A 17999-nucleotide genomic window follows, 5' to 3' on the forward strand; every position below is an offset into this window, starting at 1 on the left:
TAATTAAACCTTTATGGAAGATAAAGAGGAATTATTGACCCAACTTAGTTGCCACGTTCACGATTGGTTGTTAAATCAAGGATATGCATTGGGAACCGCTCAAAAAATCAATTTATTAATCAATATTCTTGTAGTTGGTGTTTTTATTTACGTAATAGATCTTATTTTAAGGACTTTTGTGGTTAAGTTTTTTTATTCTTTTACAAACAAAAGCAAAACAACTTTTGATGATTATTTGGTAAAGAGCAATTTTCCAAAGTTTGTTGCGCACATCATTCCTTTTATATTAATCAAGCGCCTTATCCCCTATGTTTTTGTAGATTTCCCAACACTGGAGACCTTTCTTTTAAAAGCTACGGATATTTATTTAATACTGCTTATTGTATTTATTTTAAGGAGTATTGTAAGGAGCATAAAAAATTACCTTCGTACCACCGACCGTTTTTATGATAAGCCTTTGGATAGTTATGCACAGGTTGTTATTATTTTTATATGGTTTATAGGAATTGTTTTTATTTTTTCTGAACTCACCGGCTATTCCATTGTAAAGTTTATTACCGCACTGGGTGCTGCATCGGCCATTTTATTGCTTGTTTTTAGAGACACCATATTGGGTTTTGTTGCCAGCATACAAACTTCTACCAACGACATGGTACGCATTGGCGATTGGATTACCATGGAAAAATATGGGGCCGATGGCGATGTAGTTGAAATTAACCTTGCAACGGTAAAAGTTAGAAATTTCGATAATACCATTACCACTATTCCAACTTACGCACTTATTTCCGATTCTTTTAAAAACTGGAGAGGAATGCAAGAAAGTGGCGGTAGGCGTATTAAAAGGGCAATTTTTATAAAAGCGTCGAGCGTGAAATTCCTTTCACAAGAAGAATTGAAAAAATTCCAGAGCATTCAGGCCGTGCAGCAATATATTGAGCACAGGCAACGCGATATCAATAAGTTCAATACAGAACAGGGCTACGACAAAGACCTCAATATTGTTAACGGAAGGAACCAAACCAACCTTGGTGTCTTTAGGAAATATTGCGATTTGTACCTGCAAAATCATTCGGCCACAAATAAAGACCTTATGATTATGACCCGTCATATGGCGCCTACCCCCGAAGGGATCCCTCTTGAAATTTATGTTTTTTCAAGTGATAAGCGATGGGAAAACTACGAACGTATTATGGCAGATATTTTTGAGCACATAATTGCAGCGGTCCCACATTTTGATCTTGAAATATTTGAAAGTCCTTCCGGTTCGGACCTACAGAATTTTATGAAGAACCGCCAGTCAAATTAATTGATTATTGTTGAAATTGATTGAACCATAAACTTTACTGTTATATCATTGAGCTACATTAACATGTCGGATCAATAATACAATACTCCGTATGCTTTAAAAAAGCTTGGGATTTTCTCCATCTTTGGTTTTAGGAATCTTTAAATCTGTTCCCAATTCCTTATTTAGCTTTTTAATAAAATAAGCCGATAATAAAGGGGATTCTTTTTCCAAGTTTTGATGCACAAAAAAATTAATATTGGAAAGGCCTTCGTCATGCCAAATCTTTAATCTATTCACCCAATCGTCAAGACGCTCGTAATCGGTAGCGTGATTGGCACCTACATACCTTATAAAAGCTTCATTGGTGGTTAAACGCATATGTAAAAGATCTCGTCTTCCGGCCGTGTCCACAAGTACATTGGTTACATTGTTTTCTTCTAATAAATGATATAATTCCTGAGCTACTTTTTCGTCGTTAAACCAATCTGTATGCCTAAATTCAACTGCTAGGCCAAACTCTTTGGGCCATTGTTCAATGAAATGTATTACACGGTCAAAGTTTTTCGGTCCAAAATTATTATGCATCTGCAAAAATATGGTCCCTAACTTGTCTTTAAAATGCGAAACACCGTCTAAGTATTCTGGGAGAAATTTTTCAGGTTCGATAAGCCTTTTCATATGGCTTACCATTTGATTGACTTTTGGAAAAAATTTAAAATCGGCTGGTACCTTTTCATACCATTTATCAAACTGATCGATTGGAAAATTCCTATAAAAAGTAGAGTTCATTTCAATTGAATTGAATTGAGAACTGTAATACGACAACTCATCTTTTGTGCCTCTTGGATAAAAACCTTTTAAATCTTGCTTGTTCCATTTTGCACAACCAACATGCACTTTTAATTTTGCGGTTTTTGTTTTTTTCTTTTTAAGGATTACTTCGGTCTCGGGATGATCTTTCGGTAGCTTAAAATCTATATTTTCAGGATTATTTACTTTTCCAAATTTCATTTCATCAAAAAAATTAAATTTATATATTCTATAATAGTAGCAATCAATTTACAAAAATTGCAATTCTTCAAATAATCTTTTATTAGTTTTTTATTAGCTTTTCATTAAGTTATATGTATAGTTTATATGCTATTATCAAATTAGCAGTCTTTGCTCGTTTTATATATTCTTTTCTCAAAAAAGTTAATTAAAATTTTAATATTCGATTAATTTTTAGCTAATTTTAACCGAATTATGAATTCATTAACATAATTCTGCTAACTATATTGTCTAACCAAAATTAAATGTGTGAAAAACTATTTGACAACTTTCAAACAGCTATTTTTCCCTTTAATATTTGCACTTTTTAGTGTAAGTATGTATGCTAACAAGGGAGGTCTTATTAAAGACAACTCAACAAATCTTCAACAACAAATTACAGGTACAATTATCGACGCCGAGACCGGAACACCAATTCCCGGGGCGAACGTTGTTGAAAAAGGAACTACAAATGGAACAACAACCGATTTTGACGGAAACTATTCCATTACCGTAAGCGCAGACGCTACTTTGGTTTATTCCTATATTGGATATCAAAACCAAGAGATTCCCGTTAATGGGCAAACCACAATCGACGTTACCCTTTCTGCAGATGTTACAGCACTGGATGAAATTGTAGTGGTAGGTTATGGTACCCAACGTAAAAAGGATTTAACTGGAGCAATCTCTGTAGTAGATACAGAAGAATTAACACAGCAGCCCTCTGCTGATGTTACCAATCAATTACAAGGGCGTGTTTCCGGGGTAACAATTACCGGAGGTGGACAACCAGGGGAAGCCCCCCAGGTAAAAATTCGTGGGGCCAACACCTTTGGCAACAACACCCCCCTTTATGTTGTAGATGGCATCCCCACTGATGGAATTGGTGATCTAAATCCAAATGATGTAGAAACCATGCAGGTACTTAAAGATGCGGCTTCAGCTTCAATCTATGGTTCCCGTGCTGCAAATGGAGTTATCATTATTACCACAAAAAAAGGTAAAGGTAAGATGAAGGTGTCTTATGACTCCTACTACGGAGTACAGATGGTACAAAGTGGAAACCCATGGAATATCTTAAATTCTCAAGAAATGGCCGACTTAAACTGGATAGCGCAACGCAATACCAATCCAGGTGAATCCCCAAGCAGTGATCAATATGGGGACGGGGCCAATCCCGTATTACCAAATTACATTGCACCGGTGGGGGCCAATTCAGTAGATGAGTCATTGTATAATGTCGATCCAAATTATACAAATTCAGGAGACGTAAATGATTTTTATAGAATTGTACGCGCCAACAAACAAGGCACCAATTGGTTCCAGGAAATTTTTAGTCCGGCCAGTATTCAAAGTCATAACCTATCGGTAAGTAGTGGTAGTGATCAAGGCAGCTATCTATTCTCTTTAAATTACTTTAACCAAGAAGGAACTTTAATTAATACATACTTAAAACGTTATACCATTAGAGCCAATGCTACCTACAATATTGGAAAAAATGTTCGTATTGGGGAAAATATGAGTTTTACCATTCGTGACAATCCACAAATTGATGCCCTTACAGAAGGAAGTGGCATCGGGATGGCATTTAGAAATCAGCCTATTATTCCCGTATATGATATTATGGGCAATTATGCCGGTTCCTTTGGTAGTGGTTTGGGTAATGCTAAAAACCCGGTGGCTATTATGGACAGGACCCGAAATAACAGAGGGGTATCTTCAAGGATTTTCGGAAATGTTTTTGCCGAAGTTGACTTTTTAAAGCACTTTACTTTTAGAACCAGTTTCGGAGGCCAATATTTTACAGATAGTTTTAACTCTTTCCAGTTTCCTGAATATGAAAACTCTGAAAATTTAACCGTAAACCAATATACGGAAGGAGCTGCTACCAACTTTAATTGGACATGGACCAATACCGTTAAATATCAAAATTCATTTGATGAAAAGCATAACTTAACAGTATTATTGGGTACTGAAGCCTATCAAAACAAAGGGCGCGAAGTTGGTGGTACTACTCAAAATTACTTCTCTTTCGACCCAGATTATGTAACCTTAGATACTGGATCGGGTACGCAAACAAACTACAGTCTTAAATATCAGGATCAATTGGCATCGGTTTTTGGTAGACTAGACTACAATTTTAGTGATCGTTATTTAGTAAGTGCTACTATTCGTCGTGATGGATCCTCACGGTTTTTAGAAAATCAATACGGTTGGTTCCCTGCCTTTAGTGCTGGTTGGAACATAACCAATGAAAGCTTTTTCCCGGAAACTAATTGGTTAAACGACCTTAAAATAAGAGGTGGTTATGGTACTATGGGTAACCAGTTAAATGTAGATCCACAAAACTCATTCACAACTTTCCTTGGAAATCAGCAAGGTTCATATTATGCCATTGGCGGTAGTAATGAGGGTACATCAGAAGGGTTTTCTCAATCAAGAATCGGAAATCCAGGTGCGCAATGGGAAAAGAATATCAATACAAATATTGGTATAGATGCTTCACTATTCAACAACTCCGTGCAAATTACAGCCGATTATTATAAAAAAACAGTAAAAGACCTTTTATATAATCCAAACTTGCCAGCTACAGTAGGCGCGGCAACAGTACCATATATAAATGTTGGAGAAATGAAAAATAGTGGTATTGACATTGATATTTCTACCTTCTTCAACATAACCAAAGATTTAAAACTTAATACATCAGTGACATTAACTTCTTATGATAATGAAATTATAAGAATCACCGATGAATTGCAGTATTTTGATTTAGAAGGAAGACGTTTTAACGGTAGCTCAATTATTAGAAATGCCGAAGGACATTCAATAAGTCAATTTTTTGGATATCAAATAGACGGGTTCTGGAATTCCCAAGCAGAAATAGATCAAGCAAATGCCGATGCCGTTGCCGCAACTGGAAATGCTAACGCTACATATCAAAGTGATGTTGCCGTAGGTAGATTTAGATATGCAGATACAAACGGAGATAATATTGTAAATGCTGACGACAGAACTTTTCTTGGAAATCCAAATCCTGATTTTACATATGGTTTGAATATAGAATTATTATATAAAAATTGGGATTTTAGTATGTTCTTATATGGGTCTCAAGGAAATGATATATGGAACAATGTACGCTGGTGGACCGATTTCTATAGTTCGTTTCAAGGAGCTAAAAGTAAAACAGCTTTGTACGATTCTTGGACACCAGATAACCATAATGCCAGGGCTCCAATTCAAGAAACTACTGGGTCTACTAGTACAGCGGGTGTCCCTAACTCATATTTTGTAGAAGACGGCTCTTATTTAAGGGCAAAACAAATGCAATTAGGGTATTCGTTACCGTCATCAATTCTTGATAAAATACACCTTACCAAGCTACGTTTGTACGCACAAATGGTAAATGCTTTTACAATTACCTCTTATTCTGGACTTGATCCGGAAATATCTGGGGGATCTGTAAACTTTGGTATCGATGAAGGTGCCTATCCTAACCAAAGACAATTGTTGTTTGGACTTAATGTAATATTTTAATTATGTACACTAAAAAAAGAAAATATATGAAAATTATAAAAAGAATAGGCTATATATACACTCCTATTTTAATCTTTATGCTGGCTTTGGGGTCATGTGCCGATAGCTTTTTGGAGCAACCTACCATTGGTGCGCTCCCTGAAGATCAAGTGGCAACTCAAACAGGTGTTGAAGCCTTGTTAATTGGTGCTTATGCCGCTTTGGACGGTCAAGGAAATTCTACCGGTGGAGAAGCTTTGGGAGGTGGAAATCCATGGGAAGCCGCTCCCGATAATTGGATTTATGGTACTGTTGTTGGCGGTATAGCCAGTAAAGGAAGTTTTGGTGGGGATCAACCCGCAATTGACCCTATTGCCAAATTTATTGCTGATCCTTCCAATGGCTTTTTTAATACCAAGTGGAGAGCCACATATGAAGGTATAAAAAGGTGCAACAATACCATTTATTACTGTAATGAAGCCGAGGATATTTCAGAAGGAGATAAAACGAAAATTATGGCAGAAGCCCGATTTTTAAGAGGGCATTATTATTTTGAACTAAAAAAAATGTTCAATATGGTTCCTTGGATTGATGAAACCACAGAGGATCCAAAGCAACCCAACGATCAGGACATTTGGCCTATGATAGAAGCTGATTTTCAGTATGCTTACGACAACTTACCTCCTACTCAAGGTGAATTTGCAAGAGCCAATAAATGGGCCGCCGCCGCTTATTTGGGAAAAACTTATTTATATCAACAAAAATTTTCAGAAGCCAAAACCATTTTTACCGATGTAATTAATATGGGGGTAAATTCCGGAGGTGAAAAATACGATCTCGTTCCTGATTTCAAAGATAATTTTGATGCAGCAACCGAAAATAATGCCGAAACGGTATTCGATATCCAAATGGTCGCTAATGACGGAACCGGAACTATTGCTAATTCCAATCAAGGCGGAAAATTAAACTTTCCATATAACAGTCCGTTTAGATGTTGTGGCTTTTTACAGCCAACACAAGACTTGGTAAATTCCTATAAAACTGATGAAACTACCGGTTTGCCAGATTTGGATAATTACAACCAAAACCCTGTTAAAAATGATATGGGTGTTGCAGCTGATGATTCCTTTACACCCTATACAGGTTCTCTTGACCCCCGCGTGGATTGGACAGTGGGCCGTCGTGGCGTCCCCTTCCATGACTGGGGAGACCATCCCGGCGCTGCTTGGGTACGAGATCAAGCATACGGTGGCCCTTATGCCCCTAAAAAGAACATCTATTGGCAAGCAACACAAGACAAATATGCCGATCAGAGTTCATGGGCTCCTGGTACAGCTATTAACGTGCATATAATCCGTTTTGCCGATGTTTTATTAATGGCTGCCGAAGCAGAAGCACAAGCAGGAAGCCTTGACCTAGCTATGGGATATGTAAACCGTGTTAGAGAAAGAGCAGCAAATCCCAATGGTTTCTTAAAGGAATATGAAGATGAAAGTGACCCAATGGCTGGGTTTGATGAAACTACCAATGCTGCAAATTACAATATAAGCGATTATACCACTGCGCAGTTTGGTTCTCAAGAAGATGCCCTAAAAGCCATCTATTTTGAAAGAAAACTGGAATTGGCCATGGAAGGTCACCGTTTCTTCGACCTTGTAAGGTGGGGTATTGCAGAGCAAACATTAAATGCTTATTTTGCATATCAAGGCTCTATAACAACCGACGTACGTGGCGGTAAGTTCATTCCGGGAAAGAGTGAGTATTTTCCAATTCCACAGGCGCAAATTGACTTAAGTGTTGACGCATCTGGAGAACCAACATTAACACAAAATCCGGGGTATTAGCAATAAATAAAATGCAATACACTCAAAACCTCCGAAATTTGACTTTCGGAGGTTTTTTATTTTACATAAACCGTTTTAATGTTCACAAATTCTTTAATACCAAAACTACCCAATTCCCTACCATAGCCAGATTGTTTTATTCCACCAAATGGCAACCTTGGATCCGATTTTACCAATTCGTTTATAAAAACGGCACCTTCTTGAAATCTGGGAACCAATTTTAAGGCTTCGTCAATATTTTCTGTAAATAAAGAAACCCCAAGCCCAAACTCAGAAGTATTCGATATTTCTATAGCTTCTTCAATAGTTTTAAATGTTTTTATGGCAATTACCGGCCCAAACGTTTCTTCTATAAAAACAGGCATCTCATTTGTGACGTCTGTTAAAATGGTAGGTGGATAATAAGCCTGTTTCCGTTTTCCGCCCAATAAAACGTGTGCACCCATTTTAAGTGAATCTTCAACTTGTTTCTCTAAATCTTCTGCCAGGGATTCCCTTGCCAAAACCCCAATATAAGTTTTTTCATTCAATGGATCCCCGCTTTTTAATTGCTTCACTTTAACAATATATTTTTCTGTAAATTCTTCAGCAATAGCTTCGTGCAATAATAACCTTTTGGCGGCAATGCAACTCTGACCCGTATTTTGGTACCTGGCATTCACCCCTATTTCTACGGCCTGATCTATATTGGCATCTTTTAAAACTATAAAAGCATTGTTTCCGCCCAGCTCTAACACCGATTTTTTTATTTCTTTTGCCGCAGTGCTTGCAACAGCACTTCCAGCAGGTTTACTTCCAGTAAGGGTAACCGCTCTTATTTTTGGGTTTTTTATCACACTATCAACTTTGCTGCTGCCAATAACCAAGTTTTGAAACAATCCTTTTGGAAATCCTGCATCCTCAAAGATTTGTTGTATGTTATTTGCGCTTTGCATTACCGAAGAGGCATGTTTTAAAACTCCTGCATTTCCTGCCATTAGTGCTGGGGCCGCAAACCTAAACACTTGCCAAAAAGGATAATTCCATGGCATAACGGCCAAAATAACTCCCAAAGGCTCAAATGAGACATAGCTTTTTTTTGCATCGGTAGGAATCTGCTTCTCCAACAGGAACTCTTTTGCATTTTCTGCATAATAATCGCATACCCATGCGCATTTTTCAACTTCGGCTATTGCTTGCTTTATGGGTTTTCCCATTTCCTCGCTTATGGTCGAAGCATATTCTTTTTTATTTGCCAAAAGTATTTTGGCTGCATGCAGCATCAATTGAGAGCGTTCTTTAAAAGATGTATTTTTCCATTCGTTATATACCGCGTCTGCCTTGTTTATCTGCTGGGCTATTTCTGCATCGGTAAGTTCTGTAAAACTGCATATCTTATTGCCCGTATATGGGTTTATGGAATAAATCATATTCTTTTTCTACTAAATTACTATTTTGTTAATGCTTCTTTCTTAAAGATGTGTTATTGTTTATAACATGGTTGAAAAGTATCTTTTTTTTAAATTTTTGTAGCTAAATATATTCATAACTTTAAAGAAACTTCTCTATTATGGATACCAGAACAACGGATTTGCTTAGTGTACGTCCAGAAATTCCATCAGCATCAGTTTATGATTCAATGAGTAAAGACGAACGTTTCCAGAACGTTACTTTAAGGCCTATTATTAAACTGCAAAACGATTTATTGTTGGAAGCTTTTATAAATTATGCCAACAAGCACAAAGGCGTATTTTTTACTTTATCGCTGGAAAAAAGATTTCTGTATATCGACAATGCCATTCAAAAGGACATTAAGTTTAGGAACTCTTTAAAAGGAATGGTTATTGGACAGTTTACCGTAGATGAATATTTAATTTACATTGAAAACTCGTCTGCCTTGAACAAAAGGATGATGAATTTGGTTATTGAAAGGTTAAAAGATCAAATTCAGCTTTTGGAGCACGAAATAGTTGCTTGATTTTTTATATGATTTTTATGATTTAAGTTTTCATTATCTGTTAATTTTACATAACTGCTCATTTTAAATTTAGATAATGAACAAGGAACAGCTTTACCATAAATGTATCGACATTTTAAACGAAAGGATTGAACGTTACAGAGCCGAAATCAACATTATAAAGGAATCTGCAGAAAACGAGGACAAAACCAAGGGAGATGAAGGCGAAGGCAGCAGCGGCAATGGCTACGGAAGTAATTTTACCAAGATACTGGAATATCTTGAAGAGGCCAACAGCCTTAAGGCTAAACTCAAACAGGTCGATATTTTTCAAACCAACGACACCGTGAAGCAAGGGAGTCTTGTAGCATGCAGTAATGGAAATTTTTTCTTGTCTATCCCGCTGGGCAAAATAATTTTGGATGGCCAAACATTTTTTGCCATTTCCAAAGAGGCTCCTGTTGGTCAGTTGCTTATTGGTAAAAAAATTGGAGATAGCATTAGCTTTAATAACAATACCTATGTAGTTGAAAAAATATATTAATCAATTAAAGAAACCCCGTTTAGGTCGGTTGTCAACACGTCGCTCATGTAATCAAAAAACGGGCGGATTGCTTTAAACGATTCGTCTACAGTATCGATAAACCCAGAAGATGTAGCTTCTTTGTCGGTAAATTTCTTGGTAACCACATATTGCTTTTTTCTTATAAGGTCGATGGCTGTATGTTCCCGGTCGAAACCTTTTGGCGCCGTTTTAAGTTCTTCGCCTTTAAGCTGACCAAAAGTATCCCTAAATTTTTTTTCACTAAGAATTTCCCTTATTTCATCATCATCCAGTTCAAATTCTTTTCTTATCCGCAATAAATCTTCCTTTTCGGGAGCCCAAAAGCCACAGGCCAGAAAAGTGTTTCCGGGCTCAATATGCAAATAATACCCGCCCCGTAACCTAGGTTTCGTCCGCTTAAAACTCCCCGAAAAATGTTCTTTATAAGGTTGTTTATTAGCAGAAAAACGAACATCCCTATAAATTCTAAACATTTTCATGTCTTCGATATCGTCATGAAGGCGTAGCTTTTCCATTAAAGCCTGATAAAATGCCTTAACTTCTTGTTGCTCTTTTTTAAATGTTTCTTTATGTTCATTAAACCAGTCTCTATTGTTATTGTCCTTCAGTTTGTTTAAAAAATTATAGACACTTGGCGAAATGTGAGTTATGCTCATACGACTGATTAGTTTTGTTATAGTTTTATAAAGTTATACAAATTGCATGGGCTATAGCATTTATTATTATTAATTTTGAATTAAAAGAGATTGTTATGCAAAAATCGATAGCCGATAGCATTAAAAAACACAAACAACAGCCTAATTTAAAGTTCCGTTTAAAAGAAACTGCCGAAAAATTTACGGACACTTTGTTTTATACTTTATTTGATGCCGAAACTCCAGTTGATGAAAACATGGAAAAACTAGCCGCCACTTTTGAAGACTTGGTAGATTTGGCATGCTGGAACGTAAAAAAGCCATGCTCGAAGGTTTGGGAAAATTATCTGGCAAAGCTTCCACAAATACTGGAATTGCTCAATCTCGACGCAAAAGCATTTGTAGAAGACGATCCGGCAGCACTTTCCAAAGAAGAAGTATACTTGTGCTATCCGGGGTTTTATGCCATTGCCATTTATAGGTTAGCTCATGAGCTGTACGAAACAGGTTTTCCGTTGGTACCGCGTTTAATGACCGAATATGCGCACCGGCTTACGGGTGTGGACATAAATCCGGGCGCTAAAATTGGCAAGTCGTTTTTTATAGACCATGCCACCGGAATTGTTATTGGGGAGACCGCTGTTATAAAAAATCATGTCCGCATATATCAAGGAGTTACTTTGGGCGCCCTGTATGTTGCCAAAAACTTAAAAAACGTAAAGAGGCACCCTACCATAGAAAATAATGTTACCATTTATGCAAATGCAACCATTTTAGGAGGAGATACCGTAATTGGTGAAAACAGCGTAATTGGCGGAAATGTTTGGCTAACAAAGTCCATTCCCGCAAATTCGGTCGTTTCCCATACCCCCGATATTAAAATAAAGACCGTTACCAATGAATAGCTCTTCAATACTTGACCAAATAGGAAATACGCCTTTGGTAGAAGCCAAAGTTTTAATAAATAAGCCGCATGTAAAATTGCTTTTCAAGATGGAAGGTAACAACCCCGGTGGAAGTGTAAAGGACCGTCCCGCTTACAATATGATTAAAAGCGCATTGGAAAGGGGCGAAATTACAGAAAACACCAAAATTATTGAAGCTACCAGTGGAAATACCGGAATAGCACTGGCTATGATTGCCAGCCTTTTCCATTTGGACCTGGAACTCGTTATGCCGGAAAATTCTACCAAAGAGCGGGTACAGACCATGCGGGCATATGGTGCCAAGGTAACCTTAACCTCTGCCGATGTTGGCATTGAAGGCTCCCGTGATTATGCCGAAGCTAAAGTGAGAGACGAAGGCTATGTAATGCTCAACCAATTTGGAAACGACGATAACTGGAAAGCACATTACAAAACCACCGGTCCCGAAATATGGAGAGATACCGATGGCAAAATCACTCATTTTGTTTCTTCCATGGGAACCACGGGAACCATTATGGGTACTTCTACTTTTTTAAAGGAGAAAAACCATCAAATAGAAATTGTTGGGGTTCAACCCACGGATGAATCTAAAATTCCGGGCATACGCAAATGGCCGCAGGAATACCTGCCAAAAATATTCAATCCTAAAAAAGTAGACCAGGTTATTGAAGTAAGTGAAGCCGAGGCACGCAACATGGCCAAAGAGCTTGCCAAAAAAGAAGGTATTTTTGCAGGAATGAGCAGTGGCGGGGCCGTAGCCGCTGCATTAAAATTAATTAAAACCATGGATAAAGGGGTTGTTGTGGTTATTATTTGCGACCGCGGCGATCGTTATTTATCTTCAGATTTATTTGATTGATACGCTAAAATGGAAACACCAATTGTTTCGGTAGAATGGCTTCACTTAAATATAAACGACCCGGATTTAATAATCCTGGATGCCAGTTTGCCTTCAAAAGTAAATGACGAAATAGACAATTTAGGCCAAATCCAGATTAAAAATGCCCGCTATTTTAATTTGAAAGAAAATTTTAGTGACCAAACATCGGTATTTCCAAGCACCTTTCCAGATAAAAAGCAATTTGAAACCGAAAGTAGAAAACTTGGCATTAACAATAACAGTAAAATAATTATTTACGACAATATGGGCATCTATTCCAGCCCAAGAGCGTGGTGGATGTATAAAGTTATGGGGCACCATAATGTAGCTGTTTTAAATGGAGGGTTGCCAGAATGGATTGCCAAAGGATATAAAACGGTACCGATACAAAAACCTGATACTGAAAAAGGAAACTTTACAGCTTCAATAGATCGCAGCCAAATAAAAAATTATCCATACATTAAAAAAAATATTGAAGTGAAACAATCGCTTCTTATTGATGCTCGATCTTCTGAAAGGTACAATGGAATAGCCCCCGACCCGAGAAAAGGGTTAAAAAGCGGACACATTCCAAATTCCATCAATATTCCCTATACAAGTGTTTTAAAAAACGGAAAAATTCGTAATCAAAGAGAATTAATACCTATTTTTGAAAAAATAAAACACGAAAACCCTAAAGCGTTGACCTTTACTTGCGGTTCGGGAATTACTGCCTGTATTGTTTTATTGGCTTCCGAATTGGTTGTAAATACTAAAAAATCAGTATACGATGGGTCATGGACCGAATGGGCAACACTGGAAGGGTTGGTAAACTAATTATATGGAAACCGAAATCATTATTACCATCATTTTAATTCTTATCAGCTTCACCATAAGTATGTTTGGTTCTGTAGTAGGATTTGGCGGCGGTATATTTATGGTGCCCATTTTAATTGCGGTTTTTCATTTTCCCCTTACAACGGCTGTTGGTTCGGTTATGATATCGCTTCTGCCATCGTCACTTATTTCTACTTTTTTAAATCGAAAGGAAGGTTTTGTTGACTTTAAAATGGGAGTTTTGCTTGAAGTGCCAACAATTTTAGGTGTTTTTATTGGCGTCTTGCTCCTTTCGTATATTACTGCGGTGCATTTAGAGGTACTGTTTGCCGTTATGGTTTTATTTTTAGGGATATCTTTCTTCCTCAAAAAAGAAAAGAACAAAAAAGGCCAAGGTTTTTTCTATATGCTCAATAAGCTAAAACCGCGTTACATCATTAAAAATCATTTAAATCATGCCGCATACCGGTTTAGTGTTTGGATGGTATTGTTTTTTGGACTGATGGCCGGAACACTTGCCGGGCTTTTTGGCATTGGTGGCGGTTTTTTAAAAACGCCCATCATGCTTAGGGTTTTTAAAATGCCCGCAAAAATTGCGACCGCTACCGCCCTTTTCATGATTGTAATTACGAGCACCACGGGAAGTATTAGCCATTTTATGCTAGGCCATGTTCAGTTTAGCGAAGCATGGCCAATAATGCTTGGTTTTGCTTTGGGTGCCCTGGGCGGACAAAAACTCAACTTGAAAATAAAAAATGCGACCCTCGAAAAATTAATCGGAATGGGCTTGGTGCTGGCCGCCTTGGTAATGATGTCCAATTTTATAATCAATAGATAACGATTGTATCGCCTCTAAACAAACATTTTTAAGTTGAGAGTTGAGAGTCCAGAGGTTCAAAGTTGCAAAGGTCCAGAGTAGATTCAAGTATCTAACAATTAACTATTCCCCAATCCCTTTTCACTTATCACTTTTTAAAGTTTCAAACTTTAAGTTTCAAGTTTGAGGTTGTTATGCTGTTATGTTGTTATCTAGCTATGATATTATGATGTTACGCTGCTATGTTGTTAAGAGTTGAGAGCCCAGAGATTCAGAGATTCAGAGGTTCAGAGGTTCAGAGGTTCAGAGGTTCAAAGTCACAAAAGTTCAACAATTAACCATTAACAAATAACTTTTTCACTCATTAACAAACAACAGTCAACTATAAACATACTCAATCTCTATCTGCTTATTCCGCTAGGCTATTTTGATATTCCTTCTTTAGTTCTTCTAATTTATCAGGATATTTTTCTGACAAGTTATTTTGTTCCCCAATATCTTCTTTTAAATTATACAATTGATATTTGTCTGAAGCTCCCGACTCGATATTGACATTTTTAAAAAGTTTAGGTCCTTTTGACGGTGGAATCATTGCCCAATCCCCTTTTCTAAAAAATGTCCCCAAAGACCCCTGAAGCGTCAACTGCTCCCTTCCGTGTGTGCTTTCTCCCATTAAAACAGGCAACAATGCTTCACTATCTTTCGCCTTTTCGTTACTTTTTACCAATTGTGCCAAAGAAGAAAACAAATCTGTTTGACAAAACAAGGCATTAGATACGCCCGGTTTAATTTTCCCTTTCCAATAGGTAAAAAAAGGAACCCGTGTTCCAGCTTCGTACATACTATATTTTCCGCCTCGAAAATCGCCCCACGGTTTATGGTTGCCTACTTTTTCTACAGCATCATCATAATAACCATCGTTTAAAACTGGTCCGTTATCACTCGTAAGTACTATCAATGTATTTTCCAACATTCCTTCTTCTTTCAACGTTTTAATAAATTCGCCTATGCACCAATCGGCTTCCTTAATTACATCTCCCCTTGGCCCCATTCCAGAAGTGCCCACAAATTTTGGGTTTGGTGTTCGTGGCACATGCGGTTGTTGCAGGGCATAATACAAGAAAAAGGGTTTCTTTTTATTAGTTTTTACATAATTTTGAGCTTCTTTTAAAAAAACATTGGCCATTTCTTCATCGTTCCACTTAGCGGTATCGCCTCCCTTCATAAAGCCAATTCTTGGAATTCCGTTTACAATGCTATTATTATGTCCGTGTTCCCACTTCATTTTAAGCATTTCAGGATTGCTGAGCGCTGTAGGTTCTCCCTCAAAATTTTCTTTATAATTCACCTCAATAGGATCGTTTTTATCCAACCCGACCACATAGCCGTTTTTAATATACACGGTAGGTACCCTGTCTTGGGTGGCCGCTAAAATGTACGAATAGTCAAAACCTACTTCATTCGGCCCGGGCTGTATTTGTGCATTCCAATTAATGTCTCCGCTACCAAGCCCTAAATGCCATTTTCCTACAATGCCTGTTGTATACCCCGAATTTTGTAACATTTTTGGCAATGTAACACGACTGGTATCTATTAACAACGGCGCGTTTCCCGGTAAAATTTTTGCTTTTTCCTTTCTCCAAGGGTAAATTCCCGTTAGCAGGGAATACCTGCTCGGGGTGCATGTGGCAGAAGCGGCATAGGCATTGGTAAACCGTACCCCGTTTAGTGCCAACGAGTCCATATTGGGGGTTTGTATGGTTTTGGAACCGTTAAAACTTACATCTCCATAACCAAGGTCGTCAAAATTAATGATTACAATATTGGGAACCGTATTGGTTTTTTGTTTTTCTGCTGAAGTGGAAGATTTTTCATTTTTACAACTTATAAATCCTATCAAGATTACTAACGCACATACAATTTTTCTCATTTGATTTTTATTCTCAGGTTGGTTGATATTCTATTTTGCAGTTCAAGAGCTAAATTCATTTAAAAAATTTATAGCCATTTTTTTCTTTTAAAATAAATAAGCATAATAATTATAATTAAAAACATAATCCCCAAAACAATAAAATAGGCATTTCTATGATGCAGCTCGGGCATATATTCAAAATTCATCCCATAAATTCCCGCAATAAACGTTAGTGGAATAAAAATACTGGCCATTATGGTAAGTACCTTCATTACTTCGTTCATTTTATTGCTTACGTTGCTCATGTACATTTCCATAAGGCTCATGCTCATTTCCCGGAGCATTTCTATGGTTTCATGAATTTGAATGCTGTGGTCGAGTACATCGCCTAAAAAGAGTTTGGTGTCTTCTTTAATCAACCGGTGTTCGGTTTTTACCAACCTACTTGCGATTTCCTTGACTGGAAATATGTTTTTCCGTATCCCCAAAACTTCCTTTCTTATTTGCTGAATGCTATTGGCCACATCCTGTTCGGGGCTGTTGTATACTTTTTCTTCCAGTAATTCTATTTTATCTGTTAAATGCTCCAACACAATAAAATATTGATCGATAATAGAATCTATTAGCGCAAAAAACAGATAATCGGCTCCCCTATTGCGGATCCTCCCAAATTTATTGGCCAATCGCTCTCTTACGCCATCAAAAACATCGGCTTCTATTTCTTGGAACAATAACACGGCATGTTCGCAAAGAATAAGAGCCATATGTTCCACTACTAACTGCCCCTCTTTGTCGAGGTACAGCATTTTAAGAACACAAAATATATAATCTTCATATTCATCAATCTTAGGCCGCTGGTTGGTATTTACCAAGTCTTCCAGTACCAACGGATTGATATTGTAATATTTGCCGAGCTTTTCTATATCTTCAACATTGCTGAGCCCCTGTACATTTATCCATGAAATGGCTTCGGTATCCCTAAACTTGAATGTTTCTTCAACATTTTCCAAAACTTTGGTCTCGTAAAAATCCCCTGAATAATCGGTAACCGAAATTTTATTCTCTCCATCTTCACGTAAACCCAAATATGTAACGGTTCCTGGGGCTTTTCCAACTTTCTGTTGAGTTTTAAATGGCTTTTTGATAACCCTTTTAAGATTGATTTTTTTATTTTTCATACAAGCGGTTTTATATCTCGGTGTCCTTAAAAATATAAAAAATCCTAATGCCTGCTTTCCAAAACCTTAACAATATCTTTCAATGTATATCCTTTTGCCTGTAATAAAATAAGGTAATGAAACAATAAATCGGCGCTTTCATTTAAAAACAGTTCTGCATTATCATCTTTGGCTTCAATTACGGTTTCCACGGCTTCTTCGCCTACTTTTTGTGCTATTTTGTTAATTCCTTTTCTAAAAAGCGACGCCACATAACTTTTTTCGTCTTCCCGATTTTCTTTTCTGTTGGAAATTATATTTTCCAACGTTGAAAGAAAACCAAAATCGGCTTGGTTCTTTTCTGCCCAACAAGTATCTGTTCCTTTATGGCAAACAGGGCCAACGGGTTGTACATAGATTAAAAGCGTATCGTTATCGCAATCTATTTTTAGATCCTTTAAATTTAAAAAATTACCACTCTCCTCGCCTTTTGTCCATAAACGTTGTTTGGTGCGGCTGTAAAATGTTACTTTTTGAGTTTCCACCGTTTTTTTATAGGCTTCTTCGTTCATATACCCAAGCATCAATACCTTTTTGGTGTTTTGATCTTGAATAATGGCCGGAACCAACCCGTCTTTGTTTTTGTTAAAATCTATGTTTGTTTTCATATTTTTCGTTGTT

15 protein-coding genes are annotated in these 17999 nt (G+C 37.2%); 9 read left to right on the top strand and 6 right to left on the bottom strand.

Features of this window, described 5'->3' with window-relative positions; translation table 11 throughout:
- Window positions 1–13 precede the first annotated feature (13 nt).
- Window positions 14–1306 carry a mechanosensitive ion channel domain-containing protein gene (locus UXI14_RS14870; RefSeq protein ID WP_277899165.1) on the top strand — a complete coding sequence of 431 codons (1293 nt, stop codon included), beginning with the start codon at window positions 14–16 and terminating at the stop codon, window positions 1304–1306.
- 96 nt (window positions 1307–1402) lie between these two features.
- On the opposite strand, the gene UXI14_RS14875 is transcribed toward UXI14_RS14870, so the two are convergent.
- Window positions 1403–2299 carry a DUF72 domain-containing protein gene (locus UXI14_RS14875; protein ID WP_277899164.1) on the bottom strand — a complete coding sequence of 299 codons (897 nt, stop codon included), beginning with the start codon at window positions 2297–2299 and terminating at the stop codon, window positions 1403–1405.
- Between the two features lie 357 nt (window positions 2300–2656).
- Here UXI14_RS14875 and UXI14_RS14880 point away from each other — a divergent pair, with 357 nt between their 5' ends.
- Both UXI14_RS14880 and UXI14_RS14885 read left to right on the top strand, forming a co-directional pair.
- Window positions 2657–5851, top strand: coding sequence for a TonB-dependent receptor (locus UXI14_RS14880; RefSeq protein WP_277899163.1), 3195 nt, complete (start codon window positions 2657–2659; stop codon window positions 5849–5851).
- A gap of 26 nt (window positions 5852–5877) precedes the next feature.
- Complete coding sequence (locus UXI14_RS14885) at window positions 5878–7674, top strand: RagB/SusD family nutrient uptake outer membrane protein (protein WP_277899162.1); 1797 nt, start codon at window positions 5878–5880, stop codon at window positions 7672–7674.
- 56 nt (window positions 7675–7730) lie between these two features.
- Here UXI14_RS14885 and UXI14_RS14890 read toward each other — a convergent pair whose 3' ends face one another.
- On the bottom strand, window positions 7731–9083 hold the full coding sequence (locus tag UXI14_RS14890) for an NAD-dependent succinate-semialdehyde dehydrogenase (protein WP_335966805.1): 1353 nt from the start codon (window positions 9081–9083) through the stop codon (window positions 7731–7733).
- A gap of 140 nt (window positions 9084–9223) precedes the next feature.
- On the opposite strand from UXI14_RS14890, the gene UXI14_RS14895 reads away from it, so the two are divergent.
- On the top strand, window positions 9224–9631 hold the full coding sequence (locus UXI14_RS14895) for a glyoxalase (protein WP_277899160.1): 408 nt from the start codon (window positions 9224–9226) through the stop codon (window positions 9629–9631).
- Window positions 9632–9707: 76 nt separating this feature from the next.
- Window positions 9708–10154, top strand: coding sequence for a transcription elongation factor (locus tag UXI14_RS14900; RefSeq protein ID WP_277899159.1), 447 nt, complete (start codon window positions 9708–9710; stop codon window positions 10152–10154).
- Here the strand turns inward: UXI14_RS14900 and UXI14_RS14905 are convergent.
- The gene (locus UXI14_RS14905; RefSeq protein WP_277899158.1) at window positions 10151–10831 is read right to left on the bottom strand and encodes a DUF2461 domain-containing protein; all 681 of its coding nucleotides are present in this window, start codon (window positions 10829–10831) and stop codon (window positions 10151–10153) included. The genes UXI14_RS14900 and UXI14_RS14905 overlap by 4 nt on opposite strands.
- 95 nt (window positions 10832–10926) lie before the next feature.
- On the opposite strand from UXI14_RS14905, the gene epsC reads away from it, so the two are divergent.
- The 4 genes from epsC to UXI14_RS14925 are packed head-to-tail and all read left to right on the top strand — an operon-like array spanning window position 10927 to window position 14270.
- Window positions 10927–11715 carry a serine O-acetyltransferase EpsC gene (gene epsC, locus UXI14_RS14910; protein WP_277899157.1) on the top strand — a complete coding sequence of 263 codons (789 nt, stop codon included), beginning with the start codon at window positions 10927–10929 and terminating at the stop codon, window positions 11713–11715.
- Window positions 11708–12595 (top strand): cysteine synthase CysM, encoded by an 888-nt coding sequence (gene cysM, locus UXI14_RS14915; RefSeq protein WP_335966806.1) that lies wholly within the window; start codon window positions 11708–11710, stop codon window positions 12593–12595. The genes epsC and cysM overlap by 8 nt, the downstream gene beginning before the upstream one ends.
- A 9-nt stretch (window positions 12596–12604) precedes the next feature.
- Window positions 12605–13432 carry a sulfurtransferase gene (locus UXI14_RS14920; RefSeq protein ID WP_335966807.1) on the top strand — a complete coding sequence of 276 codons (828 nt, stop codon included), beginning with the start codon at window positions 12605–12607 and terminating at the stop codon, window positions 13430–13432.
- A gap of 4 nt (window positions 13433–13436) precedes the next feature.
- On the top strand, window positions 13437–14270 hold the full coding sequence (locus tag UXI14_RS14925; protein ID WP_277899154.1) for a sulfite exporter TauE/SafE family protein: 834 nt from the start codon (window positions 13437–13439) through the stop codon (window positions 14268–14270).
- Window positions 14271–14658: 388 nt separating this feature from the next.
- Here UXI14_RS14925 and UXI14_RS14930 read toward each other — a convergent pair whose 3' ends face one another.
- The 3 genes from UXI14_RS14930 to hisIE all read right to left on the bottom strand — a co-directional run bounded on the left by UXI14_RS14930 (window position 14659) and on the right by hisIE (window position 17986).
- Complete coding sequence (locus tag UXI14_RS14930) at window positions 14659–16179, bottom strand: arylsulfatase (RefSeq protein WP_335966808.1); 1521 nt, start codon at window positions 16177–16179, stop codon at window positions 14659–14661.
- A 68-nt stretch (window positions 16180–16247) separates the two neighbouring features.
- Window positions 16248–17339, bottom strand: coding sequence for a magnesium/cobalt transporter CorA (gene corA / locus UXI14_RS14935; protein ID WP_277899152.1), 1092 nt, complete (start codon window positions 17337–17339; stop codon window positions 16248–16250).
- A 44-nt stretch (window positions 17340–17383) separates the two neighbouring features.
- On the bottom strand, window positions 17384–17986 hold the full coding sequence (hisIE, locus tag UXI14_RS14940) for a bifunctional phosphoribosyl-AMP cyclohydrolase/phosphoribosyl-ATP diphosphatase HisIE (RefSeq protein ID WP_277899151.1): 603 nt from the start codon (window positions 17984–17986) through the stop codon (window positions 17384–17386).
- Between the last annotated feature and the right edge of the window lie 13 nt (window positions 17987–17999).

It is taken from the genome of Galbibacter sp. PAP.153 (assembly GCF_037029175.1).
Taxonomy (GTDB): domain Bacteria; phylum Bacteroidota; class Bacteroidia; order Flavobacteriales; family Flavobacteriaceae; genus Galbibacter; species Galbibacter pacificus.